The organism is Alcaligenes sp. Me129, from assembly GCF_050487245.1.
Classification (GTDB): domain Bacteria; phylum Pseudomonadota; class Gammaproteobacteria; order Burkholderiales; family Burkholderiaceae_B; genus Alcaligenes; species Alcaligenes phenolicus.
This window is the reverse complement of the sequence record NZ_JBKQGX010000009.1, coordinates 107133-132698: the sequence shown is the minus strand read 5'-3', so window position 1 is coordinate 132698 and position 25566 is coordinate 107133. Positions and strand designations below refer to the sequence as shown.

At 56.8% G+C, this 25566-nt stretch carries 22 protein-coding genes; 12 read left to right on the top strand and 10 right to left on the bottom strand.

Annotated elements, in window-relative coordinates; all coding sequences use genetic code 11:
* Positions 1–51 precede the first annotated feature (51 nt).
* Positions 52–570, top strand: a complete 519-nt coding sequence (locus ACLPGZ_RS11705) for a flavodoxin family protein (protein ID WP_429641353.1) — start codon at positions 52–54, stop codon at positions 568–570.
* A 181-nt stretch (positions 571–751) separates the two neighbouring features.
* Here ACLPGZ_RS11705 and pncB read toward each other — a convergent pair whose 3' ends face one another.
* Positions 752–1927, bottom strand: a complete 1176-nt coding sequence (gene pncB / locus ACLPGZ_RS11700) for a nicotinate phosphoribosyltransferase (RefSeq protein WP_035272486.1) — start codon at positions 1925–1927, stop codon at positions 752–754.
* Positions 1928–2167: 240 nt separating this feature from the next.
* Here pncB and fdxA point away from each other — a divergent pair, with 240 nt between their 5' ends.
* The 6 genes from fdxA (at position 2168) to ACLPGZ_RS11670 (ending at position 7184) form a co-directional block, all read left to right on the top strand.
* On the top strand, positions 2168–2491 hold the full coding sequence (gene fdxA, locus ACLPGZ_RS11695) for a ferredoxin FdxA (RefSeq protein WP_009456619.1): 324 nt from the start codon (positions 2168–2170) through the stop codon (positions 2489–2491).
* Positions 2492–2703: 212 nt separating this feature from the next.
* On the top strand, positions 2704–3927 hold the full coding sequence (locus ACLPGZ_RS11690; protein WP_429641351.1) for a polyhydroxyalkanoate depolymerase: 1224 nt from the start codon (positions 2704–2706) through the stop codon (positions 3925–3927).
* Positions 3928–3979: 52 nt separating this feature from the next.
* A complete protein-coding gene (locus ACLPGZ_RS11685) occupies positions 3980–4621 on the top strand; it encodes an RnfABCDGE type electron transport complex subunit B (RefSeq protein ID WP_429641349.1) in 642 nt (213 codons plus the stop codon).
* Complete coding sequence (gene nth / locus ACLPGZ_RS11680) at positions 4618–5256, top strand: endonuclease III (protein ID WP_026483118.1); 639 nt, start codon at positions 4618–4620, stop codon at positions 5254–5256. Before ACLPGZ_RS11685 ends, nth begins: the two co-directional genes overlap by 4 nt.
* A 244-nt stretch (positions 5257–5500) precedes the next feature.
* Positions 5501–6214, top strand: a complete 714-nt coding sequence (locus ACLPGZ_RS11675) for an ATP-binding cassette domain-containing protein (protein WP_060186482.1) — start codon at positions 5501–5503, stop codon at positions 6212–6214.
* Between the two features lie 328 nt (positions 6215–6542).
* Complete coding sequence (locus ACLPGZ_RS11670) at positions 6543–7184, top strand: OmpW/AlkL family protein (RefSeq protein ID WP_009456629.1); 642 nt, start codon at positions 6543–6545, stop codon at positions 7182–7184.
* Here the strand turns inward: ACLPGZ_RS11670 and ACLPGZ_RS11665 are convergent.
* The 4 genes from ACLPGZ_RS11665 to ACLPGZ_RS11650 all read right to left on the bottom strand — a co-directional run bounded on the left by ACLPGZ_RS11665 (position 7181) and on the right by ACLPGZ_RS11650 (position 12143).
* Positions 7181–7963 carry an ABC transporter ATP-binding protein gene (locus ACLPGZ_RS11665; RefSeq protein ID WP_042482471.1) on the bottom strand — a complete coding sequence of 261 codons (783 nt, stop codon included), beginning with the start codon at positions 7961–7963 and terminating at the stop codon, positions 7181–7183. The genes ACLPGZ_RS11670 and ACLPGZ_RS11665 overlap by 4 nt on opposite strands.
* Positions 7960–9792 carry a branched-chain amino acid ABC transporter ATP-binding protein/permease gene (locus ACLPGZ_RS11660; protein WP_052159445.1) on the bottom strand — a complete coding sequence of 611 codons (1833 nt, stop codon included), beginning with the start codon at positions 9790–9792 and terminating at the stop codon, positions 7960–7962. Before ACLPGZ_RS11660 ends, ACLPGZ_RS11665 begins: the two co-directional genes overlap by 4 nt.
* A gap of 5 nt (positions 9793–9797) precedes the next feature.
* Positions 9798–10835: a branched-chain amino acid ABC transporter permease gene (locus tag ACLPGZ_RS11655; protein ID WP_035272757.1), complete on the bottom strand. Its 1038-nt coding sequence runs from the start codon at positions 10833–10835 to the stop codon at positions 9798–9800.
* 138 nt (positions 10836–10973) lie between these two features.
* Complete coding sequence (locus ACLPGZ_RS11650; protein ID WP_009456635.1) at positions 10974–12143, bottom strand: ABC transporter substrate-binding protein; 1170 nt, start codon at positions 12141–12143, stop codon at positions 10974–10976.
* Positions 12144–12482: 339 nt separating this feature from the next.
* Between ACLPGZ_RS11650 and msrB the strand changes: the two genes are divergently transcribed.
* From msrB to ACLPGZ_RS11630, 4 genes are read left to right on the top strand one after another with little or no spacing between them, the layout of a single operon-like run.
* Positions 12483–12878, top strand: coding sequence for a peptide-methionine (R)-S-oxide reductase MsrB (gene msrB, locus ACLPGZ_RS11645; protein WP_009456637.1), 396 nt, complete (start codon positions 12483–12485; stop codon positions 12876–12878).
* A complete protein-coding gene (locus tag ACLPGZ_RS11640) occupies positions 12875–13441 on the top strand; it encodes a septation protein A (protein ID WP_009456639.1) in 567 nt (188 codons plus the stop codon). The genes msrB and ACLPGZ_RS11640 overlap by 4 nt, the downstream gene beginning before the upstream one ends.
* Positions 13442–13448: 7 nt before the next feature.
* On the top strand, positions 13449–13712 hold the full coding sequence (locus ACLPGZ_RS11635; protein WP_009456641.1) for a BolA family protein: 264 nt from the start codon (positions 13449–13451) through the stop codon (positions 13710–13712).
* An 8-nt stretch (positions 13713–13720) separates the two neighbouring features.
* Positions 13721–14497: a peptidylprolyl isomerase gene (locus ACLPGZ_RS11630; RefSeq protein ID WP_026483124.1), complete on the top strand. Its 777-nt coding sequence runs from the start codon at positions 13721–13723 to the stop codon at positions 14495–14497.
* A 301-nt stretch (positions 14498–14798) separates the two neighbouring features.
* On the opposite strand, the gene ligA is transcribed toward ACLPGZ_RS11630, so the two are convergent.
* From ligA to smc, 3 genes are read right to left on the bottom strand one after another with little or no spacing between them, the layout of a single operon-like run.
* Complete coding sequence (gene ligA / locus ACLPGZ_RS11625; RefSeq protein WP_060186480.1) at positions 14799–16886, bottom strand: NAD-dependent DNA ligase LigA; 2088 nt, start codon at positions 16884–16886, stop codon at positions 14799–14801.
* Positions 16883–17905, bottom strand: coding sequence for a cell division protein ZipA C-terminal FtsZ-binding domain-containing protein (locus ACLPGZ_RS11620; RefSeq protein WP_021446882.1), 1023 nt, complete (start codon positions 17903–17905; stop codon positions 16883–16885). The genes ligA and ACLPGZ_RS11620 overlap by 4 nt, the downstream gene beginning before the upstream one ends.
* 45 nt (positions 17906–17950) lie before the next feature.
* The gene (smc, locus tag ACLPGZ_RS11615) at positions 17951–21475 is read right to left on the bottom strand and encodes a chromosome segregation protein SMC (RefSeq protein ID WP_239054507.1); all 3525 of its coding nucleotides are present in this window, start codon (positions 21473–21475) and stop codon (positions 17951–17953) included.
* Positions 21476–21975: 500 nt separating this feature from the next.
* Between smc and lplT the strand changes: the two genes are divergently transcribed.
* Positions 21976–23286: a lysophospholipid transporter LplT gene (lplT, locus tag ACLPGZ_RS11610; RefSeq protein WP_060186478.1), complete on the top strand. Its 1311-nt coding sequence runs from the start codon at positions 21976–21978 to the stop codon at positions 23284–23286.
* 124 nt (positions 23287–23410) lie between these two features.
* On the opposite strand, the gene ACLPGZ_RS11605 is transcribed toward lplT, so the two are convergent.
* Both ACLPGZ_RS11605 and tsaB read right to left on the bottom strand, forming a co-directional pair.
* A complete protein-coding gene (locus ACLPGZ_RS11605) occupies positions 23411–24334 on the bottom strand; it encodes a uracil-DNA glycosylase (protein WP_035272473.1) in 924 nt (307 codons plus the stop codon).
* Positions 24331–25563 (bottom strand): tRNA (adenosine(37)-N6)-threonylcarbamoyltransferase complex dimerization subunit type 1 TsaB, encoded by a 1233-nt coding sequence (gene tsaB, locus ACLPGZ_RS11600; RefSeq protein ID WP_137431428.1) that lies wholly within the window; start codon positions 25561–25563, stop codon positions 24331–24333. Before tsaB ends, ACLPGZ_RS11605 begins: the two co-directional genes overlap by 4 nt.
* Positions 25564–25566: the final 3 nt, after the last annotated feature.

Sequence of the window (25566 nt, the reverse complement as noted above, 5' to 3'; positions counted from 1 at the left end):
AAGTGGCTCTCTATACTGTAGACGCTAGTCTATCACCGCGAGTAAGAGCTTATGAGTCTGAACACATGCCGCCAGCTTCTGTTGATTTGGCACTCCCGTACCGGCGCCGCCCGTCAACTGGCCGAACAGGCCGAGGAAGGCGCGCTGCAGGTCCTCAAAGAACTGGGCGAGACAGAGCAGGTCTGTATCAAACGCTTGCATTGTGATCAGGTGCAAGCACGGGATTTGCGCGATTCCCACGCCTATTTGTTCTGCGCGCCCGAGAATCTGGGCAGTCTGAGCGGTGCCATGAAAGAGTGTCTGGACCGGAACTACTACGAGGTGCTGGATCAACTCAACGGGCGTCCTTATTCCGCCCTGATCAGTGCGGGTAGCGACGGGCAAGGTGCGCAACGGCAACTGGAGCGGATTTGTACGGGCTGGCGGCTGGAGCTGGCCGCCCCCATCCGTATCTTCAATTTTCACGCCCAGACGCCAGAAGCCATTCTGGCTCCCAAGACCTTGAGCGAAGAGCAAATTGCCCAGGCTCGGGAAGCTGGAGGGCATTTAGCGGCTCTGCTGTGCCTATGAAAAAGCCCTTTGCGTGTGCAAAGGGCTTTGATTCAAACTTTTAGTGCTATAGCTTTATCGCTTTAAAACGATGCCACCCGCCTGAAATCACGAGCATCACTGACCACGATGCCCTTAGCTCCCCTACCCAAGCAGCATTTGCCTCAAGCAGCAAGGACCTCAAGAAGGGAAGCCTCAAGCTCTAAGCCGGAGGCAGCTGAAAAACCTGCCGCAAATACGCCAGATACGCCGGATCGTCGCACATGGTCTTTTCCGGAGCATCGGACACTTTTGCCACGGGCTGTCCATTGCAACGCACCATCTTCATGACAATCTGCAAGGGCTCATGGCCCAGGTCATTGGTCAGGTTGGTGCCAATCCCGAAGGACACCTTGCAGCGGCCGGCAAAACGCAGGGCCAGCTCAATGGCTTTGGGTATGGTCAAACCGTCAGAGAACACCAAGGTCTTGGTACGTGGATCGGTACGGTTGGCCTGATAGTGCGCCAGCAAGCGCTCGCCCCAAATGAATGGGTCACCCGAGTCATGGCGAGCACCGTCAAACAGCTTGCAGAAGTACATGTCAAAGTCGCGCAGGAAGGCATCCATGCCGTAGACATCCGACAAGGCAATACCCAAGTCACCGCGATACTCTTTGGCCCACACTTCCAGAGCAAAAATCTGCGAGTCACGCAAACGGGGGCCCAGAGCCTGACAAGCCTGCAAGTATTCGTGGCCCATGGTGCCCAGCGGCGTCACCCCATACTTCATGGCCAACCAGACGTTGCTGGTGCCCGCAAAGTGCGGCTTCATCTGCTCGATCATGGTAGTGACCACTTCTTCGTGCCACTGCTTGGAGAAGCGGCGGCGCGTACCGTAGTCAGCCACACGAAAGTCGCTCAGGGCCGGATCATCCACCACCAGCCGCATCTTGGACTGCAGACGCTCGCGCCCTTCTGCCCATGGCGGCTGCGGACATTCGTTGCGAAAGTAAACCTCGTTCACAATGGCCAGCACCGGGATCTCGAACAGGATCGTGTGCAGCCAGGGCCCCTGAACCGAAATTTCGATCTCGCCGGGCACATCACCGGCCTGCACCTGAATGCAGCGCTCGGGCAGGTGGAACAAGCCCAGAAAATCGACGAAGTCGCTTTTGATAAAGCGCAGGCTACGCAAATAATCCAGCTCGGCGTCTGAAAAACGCAACTGGCACAGTGCGTGAATTTCCGCCCGAATCTCGTCCAGGTACTGGCTCAAATTAATATTGGGAGTACGGCACTTATAGCGATACTCCACGTGCGCAGCCGGGAAATGATGCAAAACAACCTGCATCATGGAAAACTTGTACAGGTCCGTATCAAGTAAAGAGGTAATGATCATCACAAACCTACCGATTTTGATTGCGCAACCATAGCACGGGCGCCAGTTCTTGCGTACAGCTATCTAGCAGGTGAGCTATTGCGCCATCTCAATAAGCAAGAAGCTGAATATTCGTTAAAATCGAAAGATTCGATTTAAATCCCATTTTTATCGTTCAGGCCCTGTGCGTTGTCGCGCACCCCATCCACGGCCCTTTGCCGTGACTGACCGCCTTAGCGATACCGCAGGAGTGTTACTGAAATGACCCACGTCGTCACCGAAAACTGTATCAAGTGCAAATTCACCGATTGTGTGGATGTGTGCCCCGTCGACTGTTTTCGTGAAGGCCCGAACTTTCTGGTGATTGACCCGGACGAGTGCATTGACTGCGCCGTCTGTATTCCCGAATGCCCGGCCAATGCCATTTTTGCTGAAGAAGATGTGCCGCAGGATCAAGTTCCCTTCATCGAACTGAACGCAGAACTGACGCCTATTTTTGCCAGCATCAACCGCTCCAAGAAACCGCTGGAAGATGCGGACGACTGGAACGGTGTGGAGAACAAACTACAGTATCTGGAGCGCTAAGCCCTTCGCTCGCTCTATAGAAGTCCGACCCGGTGGCTGCGTTCCTATCCAGCCACTCTTGCGCCCAATCTCGCCTTTTGATAAAAAAACTTGCCGCACTGCAGCAAGGGAAAATCCCAAGTACAGAGGAACGGTAAACGTCGTATTGTTTCCCACAGGAATAAGCATATACATTCCTCTGTATCAAATTAGGCAACACCAAGGCGCACACTATGCTTTACGATCTGCACGAACTTCAGCGGTCCTTTCTGGCCCCGCTGGCTGCCTTTACCGGCACCAGCTCCCAATGGTTCTCCAACCCATACAGTCCACTGGCCTACACGCCCCTGTCGCGCCAACTGGCGGCGGCCTCTGAACTGGTACACCGTATCGGCAAGGATTACGAAAAGCCAGCCTGGGGGCTGAACGAAACCCGGATCGACGGCCAGACCATTGCCGTGCGCGAGGTCGAACACCTGAGCAAGCCCTTCTGCAAGTTGATCCACTTCGAGCGTGATCACCCCAAAGCCGCTCAGGACCCCACAATTTTGCTGGTAGCCCCTTTGTCCGGCCACCACGCCACCTTGCTGCGTGAAACCGTACGTGCGCTGTTGCCCGATCACTCCGTCTATGTCACCGACTGGATTGATGCCCGCATGGTGCCCCGTTCGGCCGGCCCCTTCCATCTGGACGATTACGTTCTGTATGTGCAGGAGTTCATCCAGGCGCTGGGCTCGAAGGTGCACGTCATGTCGGTTTGCCAACCCACAGTGCCAGTACTGGCTGCCGTCTCGCTAATGGCGACCCGCCGCTCGGCCGTAATGCCGCGCAGCATGATCATGATGGGTGGTCCCATCGACACGCGTCAGTCGCCTACGGAAGTGAACCGTCTGGCCACGACCAAGTCCTACTCCTGGTTTGAAAACAATCTGATTCATCGCGTGCCCACCAAGTACCCCGGTGCTCACCGTCGCGTGTACCCCGGCTTTTTGCAGCATGCCGGCTTTGTGGCCATGAATCCGGATCGTCACGTCAGCTCGCACTACGACTTTTATCAGCATCTGATCAAGGGTGATGATGACGACGCACAAGCACACCGCCGTTTCTACGACGAATACAATGCCGTGCTGGATATGCCTGCCGAGTTCTATCTGGACACGATCCGCATTGTGTTCCAGGAGCACCGCCTGCCCAAGGGCCAATGGCACGTGCATGGCGAACAGGTGCGCCCACAAGATATTGATGGTGTAGCCTTGTTCACCATTGAGGGCGAACTGGACGATATTTCCGGCCAGGGCCAGACCCACTCGGCTCAAGCGCTGTGCGCAAAAATCGCCCCTGAACTCAAGCAACAATTCACCGCACCCAACTGTGGGCATTACGGGATTTTCTCCGGAAGTCGCTGGCGCACGCTGATCTGTCCTAAAATCAGGGACTTCATCCGTCAGCACAACTGATATTTGGCTCAGGCCGTTTCTGACGGGGCCAGTTGGCCCCGTTTTTGCATTCATGTCCGACACCTTAATACGGCGCATTGACGCCCTGCTCCCTCAAACCCAGTGCACCCGCTGTGGTTACGACGCCTGTCTGCCCTATGCCCAAGCCATCGCGCTTGAGGGCGAGGCCATCAACCGCTGCCCGCCAGGCGGGCAGGAAGGCGTACAAGCCCTGGCCGAGCTGCTGGGTCGTGAGGCCCTGCCCCTGGATCCGTCCTGTGGCGAATTCACCGGCCCCAGTCGGGCGGTGATTATCGAAGAACACTGTATTGGTTGCACCTTGTGCATCCAGGCCTGTCCGGTGGACGCCATTATTGGCGCCAACAAGCTGATGCATACCGTGCTGGCCGATCGCTGCACGGGCTGTGAGCTCTGTGTACCACCCTGTCCGGTGGACTGCATCAGCATGGTGCCCACCGACGACTGGAGCGCCGAACAGGCCGCTCAAGCACGTCTGGATACCGAACAGCGCCGGGAGCGCCTGCTGAATCGCCACAAGGAAAGCTCGGATCTGGCGGCCCGTACCCTGGCCAATAAACCCGTTCTGGCCAACAATGCCGATCAGGCTGATAAACGCGAGGCATCCATCGCCTCTGCCCTGGCTCGCGCCCGTGCCCGCCGTGCCAGCAAGACTGCAAGCGGAACCACACCATGAACGCTGCCAAGCGCTACGAGATTTTCAGTCGTTTTCAGGCTGCCAACCCCAAACCCACTACCGAACTGGAATACGCTGACACCTTTCAGCTGCTGATTGCCGTGATTTTGTCGGCTCAGGCCACTGATCGCTCCGTGAACCTGGCCACAGCCCGATTCTTTCCCGAGCATGGCACACCCGAAGGAATTCTGGCCATGGGTGAAGAAGGCTTGCGCGAGGCCATCAAGACCATCGGTCTGTACAAGACCAAGGCCGCCAATGTCATCAAGACCTGTCAGATGCTGCTGGACTTGCATCAAGGCAAGGTTCCCTGTGATCGCGCCGCTCTGGAAGCGCTTCCCGGTGTAGGTCGTAAAACTGCCAACGTGGTCTTGAACACCGCGTTTGGCCTGCCCACCATTGCGGTAGACACACATATTTTCCGTGTCGCGAACCGCACCGGCATTGCGCCCGGCAAGAACGTGGTCGAAGTGGAAAAGAAGCTGGAGAAAGTCATACCCAAGCCTTTTTTGCTGGACGCTCACCACTGGCTGATTTTGCATGGCCGCTACATTTGTGTAGCCCGCAAGCCCAAGTGCCCCCAGTGCGGCATCTCGGATTTGTGCGACTTCAAACCGAAAACCGTTAACACTTAAGTAACACATACCCGGTTTAACAACATTTGTTTACCAAACAGTGCATTAAACCGGACCATCCTATGACAAACCCGCATAGTTTTGCTTCGTCGGCGCTTCCATACTGAAACGCATGAAGGACTCTGCCTATAGTTTGCTGGCGATGGAATCACCGCGGTAAGAGGCAAAGGACGCGTAACGGGTTCCTGCGCCGACCAGCCAACGTACAGGCCCATATTGACGACTCACGACAAGGAGCGTTCTCATGACACGGGCTGCCCTGGATATTGAGAATCTGTACGCCTGGCACCGAGAGTTCCCGCTCTTGCGCGGTTTGAATTTGCAGGTCGCTTCCGGCGAAATCTGCACTGTCTTGAGCCGCAACCGGGCCGGCCGCAGCGCCATGCTACGCGCCATCGTGGGTTTAACGGATAGCCGCCGCGGCTCCATCCGTATCCAAGGCACCGAAGCCATTCACCTGAACCAGCATCAGCTGGCAGATCTGGGCGTGGGCTACAGCCCCTACGAACAAAGCATTTTTACCGGCTTGAGCTGCGAGGAAAATCTCCTGCTGCCGCCTGCTATAGGAACAGCCCTGGGTGGTGGAATGTCGCTGGTACAAATCTATGAACTATTGCCCAGTCTGGAGCAGCGTCGCCACCATATGGCTACCCACCTGTCTACTGGGGAACAAAAGATACTAGCGATTGCGCGCTTGCTGCGCACGGGTGTGAATCTGCTGCTTCTGGACAAGGTATCCGAGGGCTTGGCCCCGGTGCAGGCCCAGACACTGAGCAAGTTGATCTGCACGCTGCGCAATGAGGGCTACACCATTGTGCTGGCCGAACAATGCCCACATTTCTCGGCAGAGTTCAGCGATCAGTTTCATGTGCTGGAACAAGGGCAAATTATCGAGCGATTCAGCCGCAACGAATTAAGCCATAAATACGAAGCCCTGCACGCACTCCTGAATGTATGAGCACTTGATTCGCCAAGCTCCAAACCTGCGTCTTCCCTCTGCTTGTCCTTGACTGGAAGGCAGGTACAGGATCCTAATAAACAGGCATCCCGAAAAGTGGAAAAACGCCCAGAAATAACCGGGCAGGTTCCAAGGCTTTCCATTTCCGGGCTGTAACCAGGTGATGCTAAAAACAGACATAGCGGCCAAATTGGCCCCGCATGAATTCTGCTTACTTGATCTACAACAAGGTCAGGCGGCCAACTACCTCTGAAGCTTGCTTTGGATCAAATCCGCAGGCCCAGCCCTCATGCACTCTGTAGGCTTTACACACACCTACGGAGCTCCTATGAAATCCCGCCACTTGATTCCAGGTCTGCACCTGTCCTTGCTTGCTGTTGGACTGGCCGCTGTTTTGTACGCACCTCAAGGCCAAACACACGAAGCGGGTGATTTCTTGCTCAAAGGTGGCGTGACCTGGGTATCCCCAAAATCCAATAACGGCTCTGTGGCTGATGGCACCGTCAAGCTGGACGTAGGCAATAATGCCCGCCCCAGCTTCTCGCTGACTTACATGGCCACCCGCAATATTGGTATTGAGCTGCTGGGCGCTTTCCCCTTCCAGCACAATATCGATAGCAATCTGGGTCGTATCGGCAAGACCAAGCACTTGCCCCCAACCCTGAGCCTGCAATACCACTTCCTGCCTGACAGCGACTTCCAGCCCTATGTGGGCGTGGGCGTGAACTACACCATGTTCTTTGACACCGAGTCGCGCGGTGCTCTGGCGGGTTCCGACCTGAAGCTGAAAAACAGCTGGGGTTTTGCAGCCCAGGTCGGTGTGGATTACAAGCTGGACAAGAACTGGTTCCTGAATGCTGACGTGCGTTACATCAGCATCCGCCCAGACGTGAAGCTGAACGGCCAGTCCATTGGCAAAGCCAAGCTGGACCCCGTGGTTGCCACCATCGGGGTCGGCTACCGCTTCTAAGCGCTGGCTTCTTCCTGCTCGCGTTTGCCCTGCCCCAAGCCCAGATAGCTTTCTATCACTCGGGGATTATGAGCCAGGTCAGACGCGGGCCCTTGCAGCACCACATCGCCCGTCTCCAGAACATAACCGTAGTCAGCCACTTGCAAAGCGGCACGAGCGTTTTGCTCGACCAGCAAGATAGCCACGCCGGTACTGCGCAGTCGGGCGATGATCATGAAGATCTCCCGCACCACACGCGGCGCCAGGCCCAGACTGGGTTCATCCAGCATCAGCACTTTGGGTTGCGCCATCAAGGCACGACCTACGGCCAGCATCTGCCGCTCCCCGCCTGACAAAGTCCCTGCCAGCTGTGTACGACGCTCTTTCAAGCGTGGAAACAAGGTGTAGACCTTGTCCATGGTGTCGCGCCAACCGGGATGGCGGGCACGATACAGGCGAAAACCGCCCAGCAGCAGATTGTCTTCTACTGTCATGCTGCCAAACAGCTCGCGGCGTTCTGGCACCAGGGAAATACCGGCCGCAACACGACGCTCCACTTCCCAATGGCTGATCTCCTGCCCTTCGTACTGCACCGAGCCTGTGCTGCGGCCCACGCTGGGCAAAGAACCCATCATGGAATTGAGCAAAGTGGACTTACCGGCGCCGTTGGCACCAATCACGGTCACAATGCTGCCGGCACGCACGTCCAGGCTGGCACCCATCACGGCACTGACTTTGCCGTATTGAGCCGCCAGATTGTCTACCTTCAGAATAATGTCTTTCGATTGTGCCGAACTCATAGCGCTGCTCCTGCCGAGGCGGGCTCATTGACCTGATCCAGATCCAGGTCGTCATCAATACCACCCAGGTAGGCTTCCAGCACGGCTGGATTTTCCTGAATTTCCTTGGGCAAACCTTCGGCCAGCTTGGTGCCAAAGTCCATGACCACCAGCTTGTCCGTCAAATTCATGACAAAGTCCATGTCATGCTCCACCAGCAGAATGCTCATGCCTTCGCTACGCAGCTGATCCAGCACTTTGGCCAGTTCCTGCTTTTCCTTGTAGCGCAAGCCGGCAGCCGGTTCGTCCAGCAGCAAAAGCAGCGGATCAGAAGCCAGAGCACGGGCAATTTCCAGAATACGCTGTTGGCCCAGGGCCAGATTGCCCGCCTCTTCGTACAGGTAGTCACCCAGACCCACACGCTGCAGCTGAACAGCCGCTTCGTGCAACAGCTCGGCTTCGCTGCGACGCTCGGTATGCAGGACGGCGGACACCACACCGACATTCCGACGCAAGTGAGCGCCCAGTGCCACGTTCTCCAGAACCGTCATGGTAGGCAGCAATTGCACGTGCTGGAAGGTACGACCCACGCCCAGACGAGAAATCTCGCGTGCAGGTTTGCCATCAATCCGCTGCCCCAGAAAGCTGACCTGACCACTGGTGGCCGACAGCACGCCGGTAATCAGGTTAAAGGTCGTGCTCTTGCCCGCACCGTTAGGACCGATCAGGCCCATGATCTGACCTGCATTCAAGGTGAAGCTGATGTCATTCACAGCAACCAGACCACCGAACTCCTTGCGAATCTTGTTCACTTCCAGAACCAGCGAACCGGCCTGCGGACGCTCACGCTGAGGCAAAGCCTCGGCTTGTGGGGGAGCAGCCTGATGACGCTTCTGTGCACCGAAAACCTGTTCCCACGCCTTGTGCAGAATGGGCCACAAACCGTCGCGCGCGTACTGCAAGATCAGAACCATCAAGATGCCGAAAACAATCAGTTCGAAGTTGATGTCGGTATTGAGCAGCTTGGGCAACCAGTTCTGCAACTGGTCTTTCAGGCTCAGCACCAGGGCCGAACCCAGAACGGCACCCCAGACACTGCCTGCTCCGCCCAACACGGCCATGAATAGGTATTCAATACCGTAGTTCAAACCGAAGGGGCTGGGTGAGACGGCGCGCTGGTAGTGCGCGTAGAGCCAACCGGACACACAAGCCAGCAAAGCGGCGTAAACGAACACGATGACCTTGTAATTGGCCATGTTCACACCAAAGGACTCGGCCATGCCGCTGCCGTGCTTCAGAGCGCGAATAGCACGTCCGGGACGGGAGTTCAGCAAGTTACGCGTACCCCACATGGCCAGCAAGGCAAAGGCCCAGATCAGGTAGTAAATATCCCGACCGGAGGACAGGGAAATACCGAAGAACTCCAAAGGAGCAATACCGGAAATACCATCGTACTGCCCCAGGAACTCCAGGTTACCGAACAGGTAGTACAAGGCCAGGCCCCAGGCCAAGGTACACAGGGGCAGGAAGTGACCGGACAAGCGCAGTGTGATCGCGCCCAGAATGTAGGCCACCATCATGGTAATGGCCATGCCAATCAGCAGATTGAACCAGGGCGACCAGCCCAGGCGAGCCGTCAGGTACGCCGTAGTGTATGCACCCAGGCCCACAAATGCAGCCTGACCAAAAGAAGTCAGACCACCCACGCCAGTCAACAACACCAGACCCAGCACGACCAAGCTGGTCAAACCAATATAGTTAAGCTGGGTAATCCAGAATTCGGGCGTTGCGCCCAGCTGCGGCAAAACCAATAGAACCGCAATAAATAGTAGCGTCAGCCAGTGTCTCATGTGATTTACTCCTCATCATCCACGTGCTTGCTACCGAAGGAGCGCCACAACAACACCGGTATCACCATGGTAAATACAATAACTTCTTTGTAGGCACTGGCCCAGAAAGAGGAAAACGCTTCCAGAACCCCCAGGAACAAGGCACCCAAGAGGGTGACGGGGTAGCTGATCAGGCCGCCAAAGATTGCAGCCACAAAGCCTTTAAGACCAATCAAAAAGCCCGTGTCGTAGTAGATGGTCGTTACAGGCGCAATCAGCATGCCTGACAAGGCACCGATGGCCGCAGCCAGAGTGAAGGTCAGGGATCCGGACATATTGGTACTGATACCCACCAGACGGGCACCACGACGGTTCACCGCCGTGGCACGCAGGGCGCGACCGTAAAGAGTCTTACCAAAAAAGCCCCACAAGGCCAGAATCAGGACCACGCAGGCGCCCATCACAAAGAAGGTTTGAGCGGACCAGCTCACTGCACCCAGGGACACTTCACCTTCCATGAAGGGAGGCGTGCGCCAGCCTTCCGGACCGAAGAACACCAGGCCCAGACCCGTCAGCGCGAAGTGCACGGCGACCGAGGTAATCAGCAGCACCAGCACACTGGCTTCGGCGATAGGCTGGTATACCAGGCGGTAGACCATAGGGCCCAGAGGAATCACCACCGCCAGCGAGAACAGCACGGCCACCCACAATGGCAGCTCCGAGCTGACAATGGCGGGAGCGGCAAAGTAAACCGCGACAGGGATCACGATATTGACCAGAAACTTGCGGGGCATGCCGGCCAGGCTGCGGCTGCGCAAGGCAGAGAGCAACTCCAGCAAGAACACCAGCGCACCAGCGATCAATAGCAAAATAACGGTTCCCGGCATGCGGCCATTGACCACAAAGGCCAGGGTCAAGGCGCCAAAGGTGACGAACTCACCTTGCGGGATAAAGATAACGCGGGTAACCAGGAAAACCAGAACCAGGGCGAGCCCGAGCAAAGCATAGATGGCGCCATTCAATATGCCATCCTGCAACAAAATTAAAGCGATGGTGGTATCCATGTCGGACAACATCCTGTACAACAAAAAGGGCAAAGGGCTTACGGCAAACGCAGGCCTGTAGCGGGAACGGGTGCCAGGCTCAGCCAGCACCCGCCTTGGAAAAAACCGGCTCTTGAGCCGGTTTTTGCCTGTCAGATATTACAGATCAGGCTGATACGTCCATTTACCGTCGACCACTTTCACAATCACGTGGGCACGCTTGTCCAGACCGGCGTGGTCCGTTGCAGACATATTGAACACACCTTGGGAAGCAGCCAGTTCCTTGGTTTGCTCCAGAGCATCACGCAGGGCTGCGCGGAACTCGGGGGTACCTGGCTTGGCGCCGGACTTCAGGGCTTCCGGAATGGCTTCGGTCACGAGCAGACCGGCATCCCACATATGGCCACCAAAGGTATTGATGGAGCCAGCGCCGTATTTGGCTTCGTATTTTTCCTTGTAGTCCATGGCGGTCTTTTTCACCGAGCTGCTGTCAGGCAGTTGTTCGGCAACCAGCAATGGACCGGCTGGCAAGATCATGTCGTTACAGTCTTTGCCACACACACGCAGCACGTCGCTGTTGGCGGCACCGTGTGTCTGGTAAATGATGCCAGCGTAGCCGCGACCTTTCAGTTCGCGCTGGGGCAAGGCAACAGGGGTGCCGGAACCGGCGATCAGAACGGCATCAGGCTTGGTGCCCAGCAGCTTCAGAACCTGACCGGTCACGCTGGTGTCGTTACGGCCATAGCGCTCGGCGCCCAGCACTTTGATGCCTTTGGCTTGAGCGGCTTCGGTAATCACGTTCAGCCAGCCGTCACCGTAGGCGTCGTTGTAGCCGATAAAGCCCAGGGTTTTGACGTTCTGCTTGACCATGGCATCGGCCAGAGCACCGGCCATCAACTGGTCATTCTGAGGAGTCTTGAACACCCAGGTACGGGCGCCTTCCACAGGATCAACAATCTTGGCGTTGGCAGCCACACTGATCATGGGAGTCTTGGTTTCGCCAGCAACGTCCACCATGGCCAGGGAGCCAGGCGTCACGGAGGTACCGATCACCACGTCGACCTTGTCGTCGGTAATCAGCTTGCGCATATTGCGTACGGCCACGGTGGTATCGGTAGCATCGTCCAGAACGATGTACTCGATTTTCTGGCCGGCCACTTCAGTAGGCAGCAGGCTGACTGTATTGCGCTCAGGAATGCCCAGCGAGGCCGCCGGTCCTGTCGCTGCCACCGTCACACCCACCTTGATCTGCGCGGACACGGCCACGGGCAGGCTCAAGGCCAGGGCTGCAGCCAATGTCGTCAGGCGACCAGTAGTAATGCAGTTCATCCTTTTCTCCCAAATTTTGTTCATTGTTGTGGACCGATTTAACGGTCAAAAAATCGTAATACAGATAATCACCAGCACATACCAGAAACGTATCAAGTCACGAGAATTTCAGATATTGGTGTTTACCTTAAATATTAAAAGTTTAAATAGTGCACTAACTAAAGTGATAGCTCACTAATTAAGTGCCCTGTACCGCGATTTTCTTCACTGGAGAGCCCACTGGAGGTCAGGAAGATCTGCACTTTGGAACCCTCTGTTCCAAACGCACTCTAATTGTCGATTACTATGTAGGACTGCACCTCCTGTAGGCATTGAACTGTTTTTCATAAGGCAGCACACGTGGAAAAAGTACGTAAAACAGACGCTGAGTGGCGCGCCCAGCTCAGCCCCGAAGAATTCTATGTCACCCGTCAGAAAGGGACGGAGCGCCCCTTTACCGGCCGCTACTGGGACACCACCACGCCCGGCATCTACCGCTGCGTCGGCTGCGGCACGCCCCTGTTTGCCTCGGACACGAAGTTTGATGCCGGTTGCGGCTGGCCCAGCTACTTCACGCCCCTGAACCCGGACAATGTGCGCGAGGAGCTGGATACCAGTCACGGCATGCGCCGTACCGAAGTGCTTTGCAATGTCTGCGATGCTCATTTGGGGCACGTCTTTGAAGACGGTCCCCCACCCACTGGGCTACGATATTGCATTAACTCTCTATCCATGACTTTTGAACCCGAAGCATGAAGAAACTCTTATTTGATCTATTCCCGCTCGTACTGTTCTTTCTGGCGTTTCGCTTCTCCGACATTTATGTCGCCACCGGCGTGGCCATGGCCGCCTCGGTCCTGCAGATACTGTGGCTGAAGCTCACCAGCAAGGCGATCGAGACCTCGCACTGGATCAATCTGGCCGTCATTGTGGTCTTTGGCGGTGCCACCCTGTTTTTCCACAATGATGTCTTCATCCGCTGGAAACCCACGGTGCTGTACTGGATCTTTGCTCTGGTACTGCTGGGCGGACGTTACCTGATGCATCGCAATCTGATGCAAAAATTCATGGGCACCCATCTGGTCTTGCCCGGCCATGTCTGGGACAAATTAAACCTGGTCTGGGCAAGCTTTTTTGTCGCCATGGGCCTGGTCAATCTGTACGTTGCCTTCTCGGGCCACTTTACCGAATCCCAATGGGTCAACTTCAAGGCTTTCGGCCTGCTGGGTTTGATGCTGGTGTTTGTCGTTGCCCAATCCTTGTGGCTGGGCCGCTACCTGCAAGACTCTTCCGACAACTCCACTCCCCCAAAATCTTGATTTCGCCATGACAGACGCACTTGCTTCCCTGATTCACGAACGGCTCCAGGCACTGGAGCCGTCGGAACTGGACATCATCAATGAGTCCCATCTGCACGCTGGCCACGCCGGTGCACAAGGTGGTGCAAGCCACTTTCGGGTGATCATCGCCTCGAAACAATTTGATGGAATTTCAACACTGGCACGACACAGACTTGTGTATGATCGCGTCCACGATCTAATGCCTTTCCCGATTCACGCATTGGCTATTCAAGCCAAAACCACCGCTTAAGGATGCTCATGAAACGTATTGCCGCATTTGCCCTGACCTGCGCTATGGCTGCTCCCGTCTATGCACAGACGATTGCCACCGTAAACGGCAAAAACCTCACGCAAAAAGACCTGGATCAGTTCGTCGCCGTTCTGGTCGAGCAAGGCGCCAAGGACTCGCCCGAGCTGCGTGAGCAAGTCAAACAGGAAATGGTCAACCGTCTGGCTGTGGTGCAAGCCGCTGAAAAAGCCGGTATCGACAAGACCAACCAGGTTCAGCAAGAGCTGGAACTGGCCCGCCAGAGCATTCTGGTCCGTGCCCTGATGGCTGACTACCTGAAAAAGAACCCCGTCACCGACGCCGACCTGACCAAGGAATACAACACCATCAAGGCGATGGAAGAAGGTCAGCAGGAATACAAGGTGCGCCACATTCTGGTCAAGGACGAGGCTGCCGCCAAAGATTTGCTGGCCAAGATCAAGTCCAAGAAAATCAGCTTTGCTGATGCCGCCAAGAAAGACTCCATCGACACCGGCAGCGGTCAGCAAGGCGGCGATCTGGGCTGGGCTCCTAGCTCCACCTACGTGCCCGAGTTCGCTCAGGCTGTAGAGAAGATGAAAAAAGGCGAGCTGAGCGCTGCGCCTGTGCAGTCGCAGTTTGGCTGGCACATCATCCAGGTGGACGATGCTCGCCCTGTGACCTTCCCCGCCATGGCCGAAGTGAAGCCTCAGCTGGAAGAAATGATGCGTCAGCGCAAGCTGGCCGAGTACCAGCAAAAAATCCTGAAAGAAGCCAACATCAAGTAATGGCTTTGCAGGCCGCTTTATCATCCCGATAAGGCGGCTTGCAGGAAAAACAAATATGGCGCCTCAATGGCGCCATATTTGTTTGTTGTGCAGGTCGTTCATGCGGTAATTAAAAGCCCAGATCACTGCTGAACCACCACCAGGACTATTCAACGCGCATTAAAACAAAAGGCAGTGCGTGCTTAGCGCACTGCCTAAAAGTCGAAAAATAGCTACCAGAGCAAATATCCTGCTGACTCATAGACTCTTGGCAAAAAAGCTAAGCCTGCAAGGTGGCAAAACTTCACTTCTTCCCCCTGCGCTATTCACCCGCCAGTAAAGCCAGGAACTGGGCTTCGTCCAGAATAGTCACGCCCAACTCCTGCGCCTTGGTGAGCTTGGAACCCGCCTCTGCACCTGCCAGCACATAGGCCGTCTTTTTGGAAACCGAGCCACTGGCCTTGCCCCCTGCTTCCAATACACGGCGTGTAGCTTCGTCCCGGCTCATACTGGGCAGCGTACCCGTAATGACCACCGTTTTGCCCGCCAGCGGCAGATTAGCGCTATTGGCGCGGGCTTGCGCCTGTTGAGGAGTCACCCCAGCCGCCAGCAGCGCATCCAGGGCCTCACGATTATGCGGCTCCTGGAAAAAGTGCCGTACGGAAGCTGCTACAACCGGGCCCACCTCATTGACTTGCAGCAGCGCTTCTTCATCAGCCTGCTCCAATGCCTGCAAGGAGCCAAAATGCTGTGCCAGATCGCGCGCCGTGGTCTCACCCACATGGCGAATGCCCAAGGCGTAAATCAAGCGATTCAAAGCCGGCTCGCGCACCTTATCAATCGCCTCGATCAGATTCTCGGCCGATTTGCGTCCCATACGCTCCAGTAGCACCAACTTTTCGACTTGCAGCTTGAAGATATCGGCCAAGGTATGCACCAGCCCGGTTTCCACCAACTGATCCACCAGCTTTTCACCCAAGCCTTCAATATCCAGCGCTTTACGGCTGGCGGCGTGAATCAGGGTTTGCTTGCGCTGGGCAGGACAAATCAGACCACCAGTACAACGCCAGGCAGACTCTCCTTCCAGACGCTCCAGTGCCGACTGACAAGCGGGACACTCCTTGACCATCTCGAAAGGCACGCTGCTCTCGGGGCGCTGCTCCAACACCACAGCAACCACTTCAGGGATCACATCACCAGCACGGCGTACCACGACGGTATCGCCCGCTCGCACATCTTTGCGACGCACTTCGTCTTCGTTATGCAGCGTGGCATTAGTGACTGTGACACCGCCCACAAACACCGGCTTCAAACGCGCGACGGGTGTGACAACCCCGGTACGGCCCACTTGAAACTCGATACTCTCCACACGCGTCATTTCTTCTTGCGCGGGGAATTTATGAGCAACGGCAAAGCGCGGCGCACGGGCCACATAGCCCAGAACACGCTGCGCAGCCAAGGAGTTGACCTTGTAGACCACACCGTCAATTTCAAAGGGCAAACCGGGACGACGTTGCTGGGTTTCACCATAGAAATCCAGCAGGCCCTGCACGCCCTTCACGACTTTACGGTCGCGGCTCAACGGCATACCCAGGCTTTCCAGCCAGTCCATCATGCCCGATTGGGTATCACGAGGCAGTGCCTCGCCAGCGGGTTCCGCAAACAAGGCACTTTGTGGCTGATTCGCGGCAGGCATGGGGCTGACCTCACCCCAACCATAGGCAAAAAAGCGCAAAGGCCGTTTGGCAGTTATTTTCGGGTCCAGCTGACGCAAGCTGCCTGCGGCCGCATTGCGCGGATTCACAAATACTTTCTCGCCACGCTTGGTCTGGTTCTCGTTCAGGCGCTCAAAGTCCGCCCGGTTCATCAGAACCTCGCCTCGCACCTCCAGCACGGCGGGCAATTGTGCCGCATCGCCACGCAAGCGCAGAGGAATGGACTTGATGGTGCGAATATTGCTGGTGACGTCCTCGCCCGTGGTGCCATCACCGCGAGTCGATGCCTGTACCAACAGACCTTGCTCATAGCGCAAGCTGATCGCCAGGCCGTCAAACTTGTATTCGGCCAGATAATCTACCCGACGGTCCAGTCCCACCACACCTGCCTCGACCAGGGTAACGGCGACACGCTTGTCAAAGGCCTGAACTTCTTCAGCATCAAAGGCATTACCCAAGGACAGCATGGGGACAGCGTGCTGAACCGTATCAAAACCGTCCAGTGGCGCTGCACCCACACGCTGTGTGGGCGAGTCCGGAGTAATCCATTCCGGGTGCTCGGCTTCCAGCGCCAGCAGCTCGTTCATCAATGCGTCGTATTGCGCGTCCGAAATGCTGGGCGCATCCTGAACGTAATAGGCCCAGTTATGCTGGGCCAGTTCTTCATGTAACTGCTGTACTCGCTTCAAGCTCACGAAAAAATCCTGCCTGTACGTTCCTGGCCTGCTGTAAAGCCAGCCTGCTCCAGGCGTTCGTACAGATTACTTAGTTGTTCATCAATGTTTTGGTCGGTGCTCTCGGGCAAGGGGCGACCTTGATCATCCAGCACCACGCCGTCCAGACGGCTGGCCAGATCACGGGCCACCGTTGCCATGCGGCTGAAGGCATGATCGTCCGCAGGGCTGTTGGGCAAATCCAGCAGCAAGTCGATACGCTCAATGCTGGCCGACTGAATATCTTTGGGCTGGACACCATCGAACATGGCGGTGAAACGAGGCTGTCCCGAATCTGCCAACCAGGCCAGTTGCTGGCCAAAGGGCAGAAAGCCGGCATCCTTGACCATTTGAATCACGGACGAGGCAGGCATGGGGCCAGGCAAGCGCACCGACACGCCCACCAGGGCATCCAGATCAGCGCAGGTATTATCCAGGGCAGCCGCACGACGCAGCACATCATCCTGTTCCGGACCTTCTACCGAACCATCAAACTGCTGTGCCAGCGCTTGCGCAGCCATCCAGACCTGCGACCACTCGATCGCCGACAAGGGGCCACTACGGTTGGCCAGCAAAACGGCAATCTGCATGCTGGCGTAGGACTCGCCCGAACGCAGGCGAGCACGATGACCGCCCCCTTCGCATTCCGCGAAATAACGCACAGGCTTGGCACCGGTACGCGATACCGATTGCAAGGCCTGAGCCAGATCCTGAGCATCCACGGGCTGGCTGAAACTGATATCGATAACGGCCTCGGTCGTGCAGTCGGCCTCGGCCGCATCGTGCTCACCGTCAGCAGACGCAGAATCGCCGCCACGCGTCATGCTGGGCTCGCGGCGTTCCAGCTCGGTGAGCTGGCTCATCAAGGGATCGGTATCCCCATCCGGGAATTGGCTTTGCATCTGCTGGCGCACTCGGCGGTCTTGCCACCAGTTAAAGACCACCACGAGCAAGATGAGCAAAATGCCCAATAAAATCAGTGCGATTTGCAAATCACTCATTGTCAGTTCCGTCGAATCAACACTAGCGGATTAAAAAAAACAGGCTTACACACTGCTCATTTGCATGGCAGCGTCTACGTCCACTGCCACAATTCGGGATACACCTTGCTCTTGCATGGTGACCCCGATCAGTTGTTTGGCCATCTGCATGGCAATTTTATTGTGAGAAATAAATAAAAACTGGGTTTGGTCACTCATGCTGGCCACCAGATTGGCATAGCGTTCGGTATTCGCATCATCCAGTGGCGCATCCACCTCGTCCAGCAAACAAAAGGGTGCGGGATTGAGCTTGAAGAAGGCAAAAACCAGCGCTGTCGCTGTCAATGCCTTTTCACCACCAGAGAGCAAATGAATCGTGCTATTGCGCTTGCCTGGTGGCTGAGCCATGACCTGCACCCCAGCTTCCAGCACTTCATCGCCCACCATCGTCAGTTTAGCCTCTCCACCACCAAATAGCCTTGGGAAAAGCTCGCCAAAGTGCTGATTAACGATGTTGAATGTTTCCATGAGCAACTGGCGCGTCTCGCGGTCAATCTTGCGAATCGCATCTTCCAGAGTCTCGATGGCATCACTCAAATCTTTATGCTGAGCATCCAGATAGGTCTTGCGTTCCTGGGCCGTAGTCAGCTCCTCAAGGGCCGCCAGGTTCACCGGACCCAGGCCTTCAATCTGGCGCGAGATGCGCTGCACTTCAGACTGCAACCAGCCCACACGCTGCCATTCCGGTGTCTTTTCCTGTAACAAGCTCCACAGTTCGGAACGGTTTACCTTTCTGCTGTCCAGCTGTTCAGCAAACTGTTCGACCGCCAGACGCGACGCTTGTTCCTGCAACTGCAATTCAGTGACTTGCTCGCGCAAGGGTGCCAGATTCTTTTCGTTCTCGGCACGGGCCTGTTCATGCTCACGCAATTGGGCAGCCAGCGTATCGAGTTGAATTTTTGCCAGACGAACGGCTTCTTCACGTTCGGCACGCAACTCCAGGGCATCTTGTAAACCGGCTTGTGCGGCGGACGCATCCAGATCCAGCAGTTCGCCTTGCAAACCTTCCAGCTGACCGGCCGTGCGTTGTGCCTGCTCCTGCGCCAGGGCCAGATTGCGCTGCAGTTCGGCCATGCGCTGCACCAAAGCACGCTCGGCAAATTGGGCATCATGCACGGCGCGCTCACGCTCGTGTACGGTACGTCGGGCCTGTTCTGCCTGTTCGGCGCCCTTCTCGCCTTCCATCTGCGCTTCGGCAAACACGCCCTGATGTTCGGCCAGCTCTTCATCCAGCGTTTCAAAGCGGGCCTCGAATTCCTCGCGGTTCGCCTGCAGCTCTTCGCGCTGTACTGCCAGTTCTTCCAGCTCTTCGTTGATGCGGCTACCACGCTCTTGCGACTGCTGCGCCTGTTGGGCCAACTTGGAGTGCTCCAGCTGCACATCGTGCATCCGAGCTGTCAGCTCGCCCACGCGGGCTCGGGCCGGAACCAGGCCGTTACGCACTTGCTGCAAGGCCATTTCAGCCTGGGTGCTGGTATGACCCAGTTCATCGACAATCAGTTGAGCGCCGCGCAGCTCGCGCTCCAGATGAGCAATTTCCTGCTGACGTGCCAGCATCCCGGCTTGTTCGGAGTCGGGTGCATAAAAGCGAATGCTGTGCTTATCCACCAAATGGCCATCACGCACCACGATTGCCATTTGCTCTGTCAGTTGATCGCGCAAGCTCAGGGCCTGCTTCAAATCCTGACAGACATAAACCTGGTGCAACCAATTATCCAGCAAGCTGCGCAAGCCACCCTCTTGCTGTCGCAACACCGAAGTCAACAAGGGTAAATCCAGGGCAGGCTTGGCCGGCGCTCCCGCCTCGGGCAACTGATAAAAACTTAAACGGGCCGGTGGTGCATCACTGGCGAAAGCTGCGGCCATATCCAGGCGGCGCAGCTCCAAGGCCGTCATGCGCTCGCGCAGCACAGCCTCCAGCGCGGTTTCCCAACCTTTTTCCACGTCCAGGCTTTGCCATAGACGCTTCATGCTCTCCAGTCCATGCTTGGCCAGCCAGGGTTCCAGAGTTCCCTTGCGCGCCACATCCTCCTGCAAACGACTCAAGGCCAGATGACGTGCTTCCAGACGGGCCATATCCTGCCCGCCTTGCAAGGCTTGCTCCTGCGCCTTCTTGCGCTCCTCTTCCAGTCGAGGAAGCTGGGCCTCCAGATGCTGCATATGTTCCTGAGCTTGCTGCAACTGATTTTGCAGCATGTTCAGATCGCCTTGCAGGCGCTCCAGATTGTCCGGGTCCGGGGCATTGAGTTCGCGCAATTCCTGCTTCAAGCGCTCCTGACGCTGCTCCACACCTTGGATCTGACGGTCGGCATCACGCTGCGATTGCGCAGCCAGGGCCAAATTCTGTTCCAGACGCGCCAAAGCCATGCGCATTTCGTCCCGACGCTGGGCCTGTTCGCGTACACGCAGCTCCAGATCGGGCAAGGCGCCTTGCGCCTCCTCCAGCAGAATCTGTAATTCTTCCAGCTTTACCGCGGCTTCTTCGCGCTGCTGCTCACTGTTTTCCAGTTCTTGCTGGCAATGTTCTTGTTGTTCAATCCAGTCATGCTGCTGTTGTTCCAGTTGCTCACGGCGCTGCGCCATGCGGCTGCGCGAATCCAGCACGTGGCGAATTTCTGCTTCCAGGCTGGACACTTGAGAGCCCGCCTCATACAACTGGCTTTGCGCCAGATGCAAGGCATCGCCAGCCTGTAAATGAGCTTGTCGCTGCGACTCCAACGTGGATTCGGCATGCCGCAAACCGGCAATGGATTCTTCCAGCTTGGTCTGAGCCTGTTCAATCGCCAGGAAACGGGCTTTTTGATCGCTCTGTGCATTGGACTCTTTCAGCAGCCACAGCAGGTTTTGCTTGAGCTCACCGTCTTGCTGCAAGTCACGATACTGGCGCGCCACTTCAGCCTGCGCCTGCAATTTCTCCAGCTGCGCATCCAGTTCCCTTTGGATATCTTCCACACGCAGCAGGTTTTCGCGGGTATCGCGCAAGCGGCTTTCCGTTTCGCGGCGACGCTCCTTGTAGCGCGATACACCCGCAGCTTCTTCCAGAAACACGCGCAACTCTTCGGGCTTGGCTTCGATCAGGCGGTTGATCATGCCCTGCCCGATGATGGCGTAACCCCGCGCCCCCAAGCCCGTACCCAGGAAGATGTCGTGAATATCACGCCGACGAACAGCCTGATTGTTCAGAAAGTAGCTGCTGGTCCCGTCCCGGCTCAGGACACGCCGTACCGAGATCTCGGCATAGGTGCTCCACTGCCCCGAGGCCCGCCCTTCAGAATTATCGAAAACCAGCTCAACCGATGCGCGGCCCGCCGGTTTGCGTTGCGAGGAGCCATTGAAAATCACGTCCTGCATGGACTCGCCACGCAGCTCGGAGGCTTTGCTCTCGCCCAGCACCCAGCGCACCGCATCGATGATGTTGGATTTTCCACAGCCGTTGGGCCCGACAACGCCAACCAACTGACTGGGAGTTGGGATGGAGGTCGGGTCCACAAAGGATTTGAAACCAGCTAGTTTGATCTGGGTTAGACGCACAGGGTAGAAGTCAGCTCAGAAAAGACCAATTTGAACAGGCGCACAGGCGCATCTTGATCTGCCCGGCACCGCGAGTCGTATGATACCGCAGCACCTGCCACCCACAGCAAAACACGCCAAAAAACAAATGAAAACCACGGCACGGCTACTGGGATGATAAGGCAGTAAACTCCCCCTTGCCGTCAAGTCCTGTTTACCCTGCTTGGCAAGCAGGACAAGAGTGTCAGACAGGGCATTTACAATAGCGCTTTGCCAGCGCCCGCCCGGCCAGAAAATCCGCGCAGACAGATAGCCGCAATGAATTTCTGATACCACTGCCCCCGCAGTCCCTGTTATTCTTGCTCCCCATCTCTCTTCGTAAATTTCACACCGGCTCAGGCTTGGTCAGAAAAACCATGAGGAGCCGCCTTGAAAAAGCTCCCCAGGCCTGACACCTGGCTTTGATTCGTGCTCTGCAGTCCCGAGACTGCACCTGTGGGCACACGTATTCGGGATGTATTTTGAATAAAGGATTTTATCTGGTCATGGCCGCGCAGGCATTGTCGTCAGTTGCCGACAATGCCTTGCTGATTGCCGCCATCGCCCTGATCGCTGACCTGCACGGACCTATCTGGATGGTCCCCATGATGAAATGGTGGTTTGCGCTGTCCTACGTGCTATTGGCCGCTTTTGTAGGGGCCTTTGCCGACTCGTATCCCAAGGGCCGGGTGATGTTCGCCACCAATGCCATCAAGCTGATAGGCTGTATGTTGATGTTCTGCCACCAGTACTTTGGCATGAACGACTCCCAGCAGCTGGTTCTGGTCTTTGTCTCCTACACCCTGGTAGGTATCGGTGCTGCTGCCTACTCTCCCGCCAAATACGGCATCGTCACCGAAATGCTCAAGCCCGAACAGTTGGTCAAGGGCAATAGCTGGATTGAAGGGCTGACCGTTCTGTCCATCATCGGCGGCACCGTGCTGGGCGGCATTCTGATCAACCCGTCGATCGCCAGTTCGCTGGCCGAACACCCCCTGATTGCACCTTTGGCCCAGACGCGTGCCGAAGTCGCTATCTTGCTGATTTCCTTTATCTACCTGTCGGCAGCGCTGTGCAACCTGCTGATTCCCCGCACCAATATCGACTACCCGCCCCAACAAAAGAACCCCATTCTGCTGCTCAAGGAATTCCGTACCTACGTACATATTCTGTGGCGTGACAAGCTGGGCCAGATCTCGCTGGCGGTAACCACTTTATTCTGGGGGGCCGGTGCCACACTGCAATTCATTGTGATCGAATGGGGCGCTCAACATCTGGGCTACCGTCTGGACCAGGCCTCGGTGCTGATGGGCGTAGCCGCATTGGGTACGGTCTTTGGCGCCGTTTTTGCAGCCCGCGTTCCCCTGAAGAAATCACTGGCCGTTCTGCCAGTGGGCGTGGCAATGGGCTTTGTGGTTCTGCTCATGCCCTTGGTACACGAGAAATGGGCGGTCTACACCCTGCTCATGGGCATTGGCGGCTTGTCCGGCTTTTTCGTCGTTCCCATGAACGCCCTGCTCCAACATCGCGGGCACGTCATGTTGTCGGCCGGTCATTCCATTGCCGTGCAGAACTTCAATGAACAGCTGAACATTCTGTTCATGCTGGCGCTGTACAGCCTGCTGTTATGGCTGCGTTTGCCCATCAACTACATCATTGTGTTCTTTGGCCTGATGGTAGCGTCCTTGATGACGGTATTCATCATCTGGAAAAACGCCAATCTGCGCGCGCACCCCGAGCTGGAAGCCTGCATAGGCCAGGAAGGTCATGGGCAGGCCTTGACGGCCAAGTAAGGGACAGCCCCGAAAAAGGCACTACACCCCAAAAGTTGGACTTGAATCCAATCTTTGGGGTGTTTTTCCATAATGACGTTTGACGAGGCAACTCAGCGCTAAAAGCCACCTGCAAGAACTGAGATCAGGACTGGCCCTGCAACTCGCGCAGCAAGGACAAATCCCGCCAGGCATTGGCTTTGTGCTGCGGGCGCAGCAACAGCGAGGCAGGATGGTAAGTCACCACCAAAGGCAGGCTACGACCCTGGGCATCGGTATACGTCAGGGCCTGGCCCCGCAAAGCCTCCAGATCTTCATCACGACCACTTAATGCCACCGCCGCCAAATGGCCAACGGCCAGCAAGCGACGTGGCTGTACCAAGCGAATCTGCGCATCCAGAAAGGCCCGACACGCGGCCAGCTCCTCTTGGGTAGGTGGACGGTTGCCCAAGGGGCGGCATTTCACCAGATGCGTTTTATAGACCGAAGCATCAGGAATCGCGCTATTGAGCATGGCTTGCAAAAGCAGCCCGGCTTTGCCGTCAAAAGGCTGGGCGCTGCGATCATCACTGGTGCCCGGCGCTTCACCAATAATCATCCAGTCCGGTTCAGACAAGAGTTCTGAACCAAATACCACTTGAGCGCGGCCCGTATGCAAACCGCATTCCTGACAAGCCTGTACCTGCTCCAGCAAGCTGGCCATATCCTGGGCTTTTTCGGGCTGAATCAGTACAGCAGGCCGCTGCACCACTTCCTCCACAGGAGCCGCTGCAACAGGTCGAGCGCCGGATTTACGCAAGACCGCCAGCGCCTGATCACGCGCCGACATGGCATCAGTAGCCGCTGCGGGAGCCGAAGCAGGCGCAGGGCTGCCTGCATCATCCAGATTTCGGCCTGCAAACTGAGCCGTCTGCGGGGCCGCTGCAGCCTCTTGCGCAGGGGCCGCTGCTATGGCTGCGGATTGCCCAAGCGGCTGTGCCTGCGGCAGACGCGCCAGAAAAGCACGCTCCAGCCCCAACTCCAAAAGCCAGGTGCGCTGCAAAGGAGAGATAGGCTGAAAATCGATCATGCCCCAGCCCTGCTGGCCAGGTTCAGACTCATCAAGACCGCGTCTTCACGCTGTCCATCGCCCAGCGGATAGTAGTTTTTACGCAGACCATCCGCCTTGAAACCGTACTTCTGATACAGACCAATAGCTGGCGCATTCGAGGCCCGCACTTCCAGAACCACGCGCTCCAATTGATGCTGACGAGCCCACTGCAGGCCGTCATCCAGCAATTGCCAAGCCAGACCGCGCCGCTGCTGTTCGGGGGCCACCCCAATCAGCAAGAGTTCGATCATATCGGGGGCTTGCAGCCAGATGGCATAGCCTTGCACCAGGCCTTGTTTGTGAATGATTCGGGAGCAGTACGCGCTATTGCCCAGGGCATCCGTGAAGTTGCCTGCCGTCCAGGGATGGCTTTCCACACGACGCTCAATATCCAGCACAGCGGACACATGCCCGGCCTGCATGGCTTCAATTTGCAGAGGTTGATCCAGAGCCGCAGGGTTTCCGCCCAGGCCCTGCTCACGCTCCTGGATGGTGTAGGCGACTTTCTCGCGCACATACAGCGGCATGGCCAGATCCGGGGAGATCCCCCGTCCTTCATCCAGATCATGCAGAGCCAAATGCGCCACGCTGGCACCTGTTGCACGCCATGTCTGGCCCACTTCCCAACCCTGTGCGAGCACAGCTGGGGCCAGATCAGGAAACTGCTCCAATGCGTCACCGACGACTTGAATAGGCTGCTGCTCTGCGATCAAACCCTCAGCCTGCAAACGGGCGATCCAGGTAGTGACCTGCGCGGCATCCAGCAAGACCGGGCTTTGCAGCACAGACCAGGACTTCTCAGCTGTCCAGCAGTACACAGCCGCGTAGACCTCTTGCATGCGCGCATCCTGTGCCACCACATAGGCTGTGCCCTCTACAGGCGTACCGCAAGCAGCAGCCGCCAATAAGGACGAGACCGGCAGCACCGGCAAGTCCAAGGCAAAAGCCATACCTTGAGCTACACCACAGGCCACGCGCAGGCCGGTAAAACCGCCAGGGCCTTGGCCGAAAGCAATCGCCGTCAGAGCGTGCCTGTCCAGACCGGCCTGCTCCAGCAGTTGCTCGGCCATGGGCAAAAGGCGTTCGGCATGATCGCCAGTCCCCTCGTGGCTCAGCTCCACCAGCGAAATACCCGCTTGGGTGCGAGACAACAAGGTCAGTTCACAGAGATTGGAGGAAGTCTCCAGGGCAAGAATATGTGCATCCATCGC

Bases quoted from the DNA above. Each gene is read 5' to 3' on its own strand.
- ACLPGZ_RS11705 (WP_429641353.1), top strand. From the start codon at position 52: ATGAGTCTGAACACATGCCGCCAGCTTCTGTTGATTTGGCACTCCCGT.
- pncB (WP_035272486.1), bottom strand. From the start codon at position 1,927: ATGATCATTACCTCTTTACTTGATACGGACCTGTACAAGTTTTCCATG.
- fdxA (WP_009456619.1), top strand. From the start codon at position 2,168: ATGACCCACGTCGTCACCGAAAACTGTATCAAGTGCAAATTCACCGAT.
- ACLPGZ_RS11690 (WP_429641351.1), top strand. From the start codon at position 2,704: ATGCTTTACGATCTGCACGAACTTCAGCGGTCCTTTCTGGCCCCGCTG.
- ACLPGZ_RS11685 (WP_429641349.1), top strand. From the start codon at position 3,980: ATGTCCGACACCTTAATACGGCGCATTGACGCCCTGCTCCCTCAAACC.
- nth (WP_026483118.1), top strand. From the start codon at position 4,618: ATGAACGCTGCCAAGCGCTACGAGATTTTCAGTCGTTTTCAGGCTGCC.
- ACLPGZ_RS11675 (WP_060186482.1), top strand. From the start codon at position 5,501: ATGACACGGGCTGCCCTGGATATTGAGAATCTGTACGCCTGGCACCGA.
- ACLPGZ_RS11670 (WP_009456629.1), top strand. From the start codon at position 6,543: ATGAAATCCCGCCACTTGATTCCAGGTCTGCACCTGTCCTTGCTTGCT.
- ACLPGZ_RS11665 (WP_042482471.1), bottom strand. From the start codon at position 7,963: ATGAGTTCGGCACAATCGAAAGACATTATTCTGAAGGTAGACAATCTG.
- ACLPGZ_RS11660 (WP_052159445.1), bottom strand. From the start codon at position 9,792: ATGAGACACTGGCTGACGCTACTATTTATTGCGGTTCTATTGGTTTTG.
- ACLPGZ_RS11655 (WP_035272757.1), bottom strand. From the start codon at position 10,835: ATGGATACCACCATCGCTTTAATTTTGTTGCAGGATGGCATATTGAAT.
- ACLPGZ_RS11650 (WP_009456635.1), bottom strand. From the start codon at position 12,143: ATGAACTGCATTACTACTGGTCGCCTGACGACATTGGCTGCAGCCCTG.
- ACLPGZ_RS11640 (WP_009456639.1), top strand. From the start codon at position 12,875: ATGAAGAAACTCTTATTTGATCTATTCCCGCTCGTACTGTTCTTTCTG.
- ACLPGZ_RS11635 (WP_009456641.1), top strand. From the start codon at position 13,449: ATGACAGACGCACTTGCTTCCCTGATTCACGAACGGCTCCAGGCACTG.
- ACLPGZ_RS11630 (WP_026483124.1), top strand. From the start codon at position 13,721: ATGAAACGTATTGCCGCATTTGCCCTGACCTGCGCTATGGCTGCTCCC.
- ACLPGZ_RS11620 (WP_021446882.1), bottom strand. From the start codon at position 17,905: ATGAGTGATTTGCAAATCGCACTGATTTTATTGGGCATTTTGCTCATC.
- ACLPGZ_RS11605 (WP_035272473.1), bottom strand. From the start codon at position 24,334: ATGATCGATTTTCAGCCTATCTCTCCTTTGCAGCGCACCTGGCTTTTG.
- tsaB (WP_137431428.1), bottom strand. From the start codon at position 25,563: ATGGATGCACATATTCTTGCCCTGGAGACTTCCTCCAATCTCTGTGAA.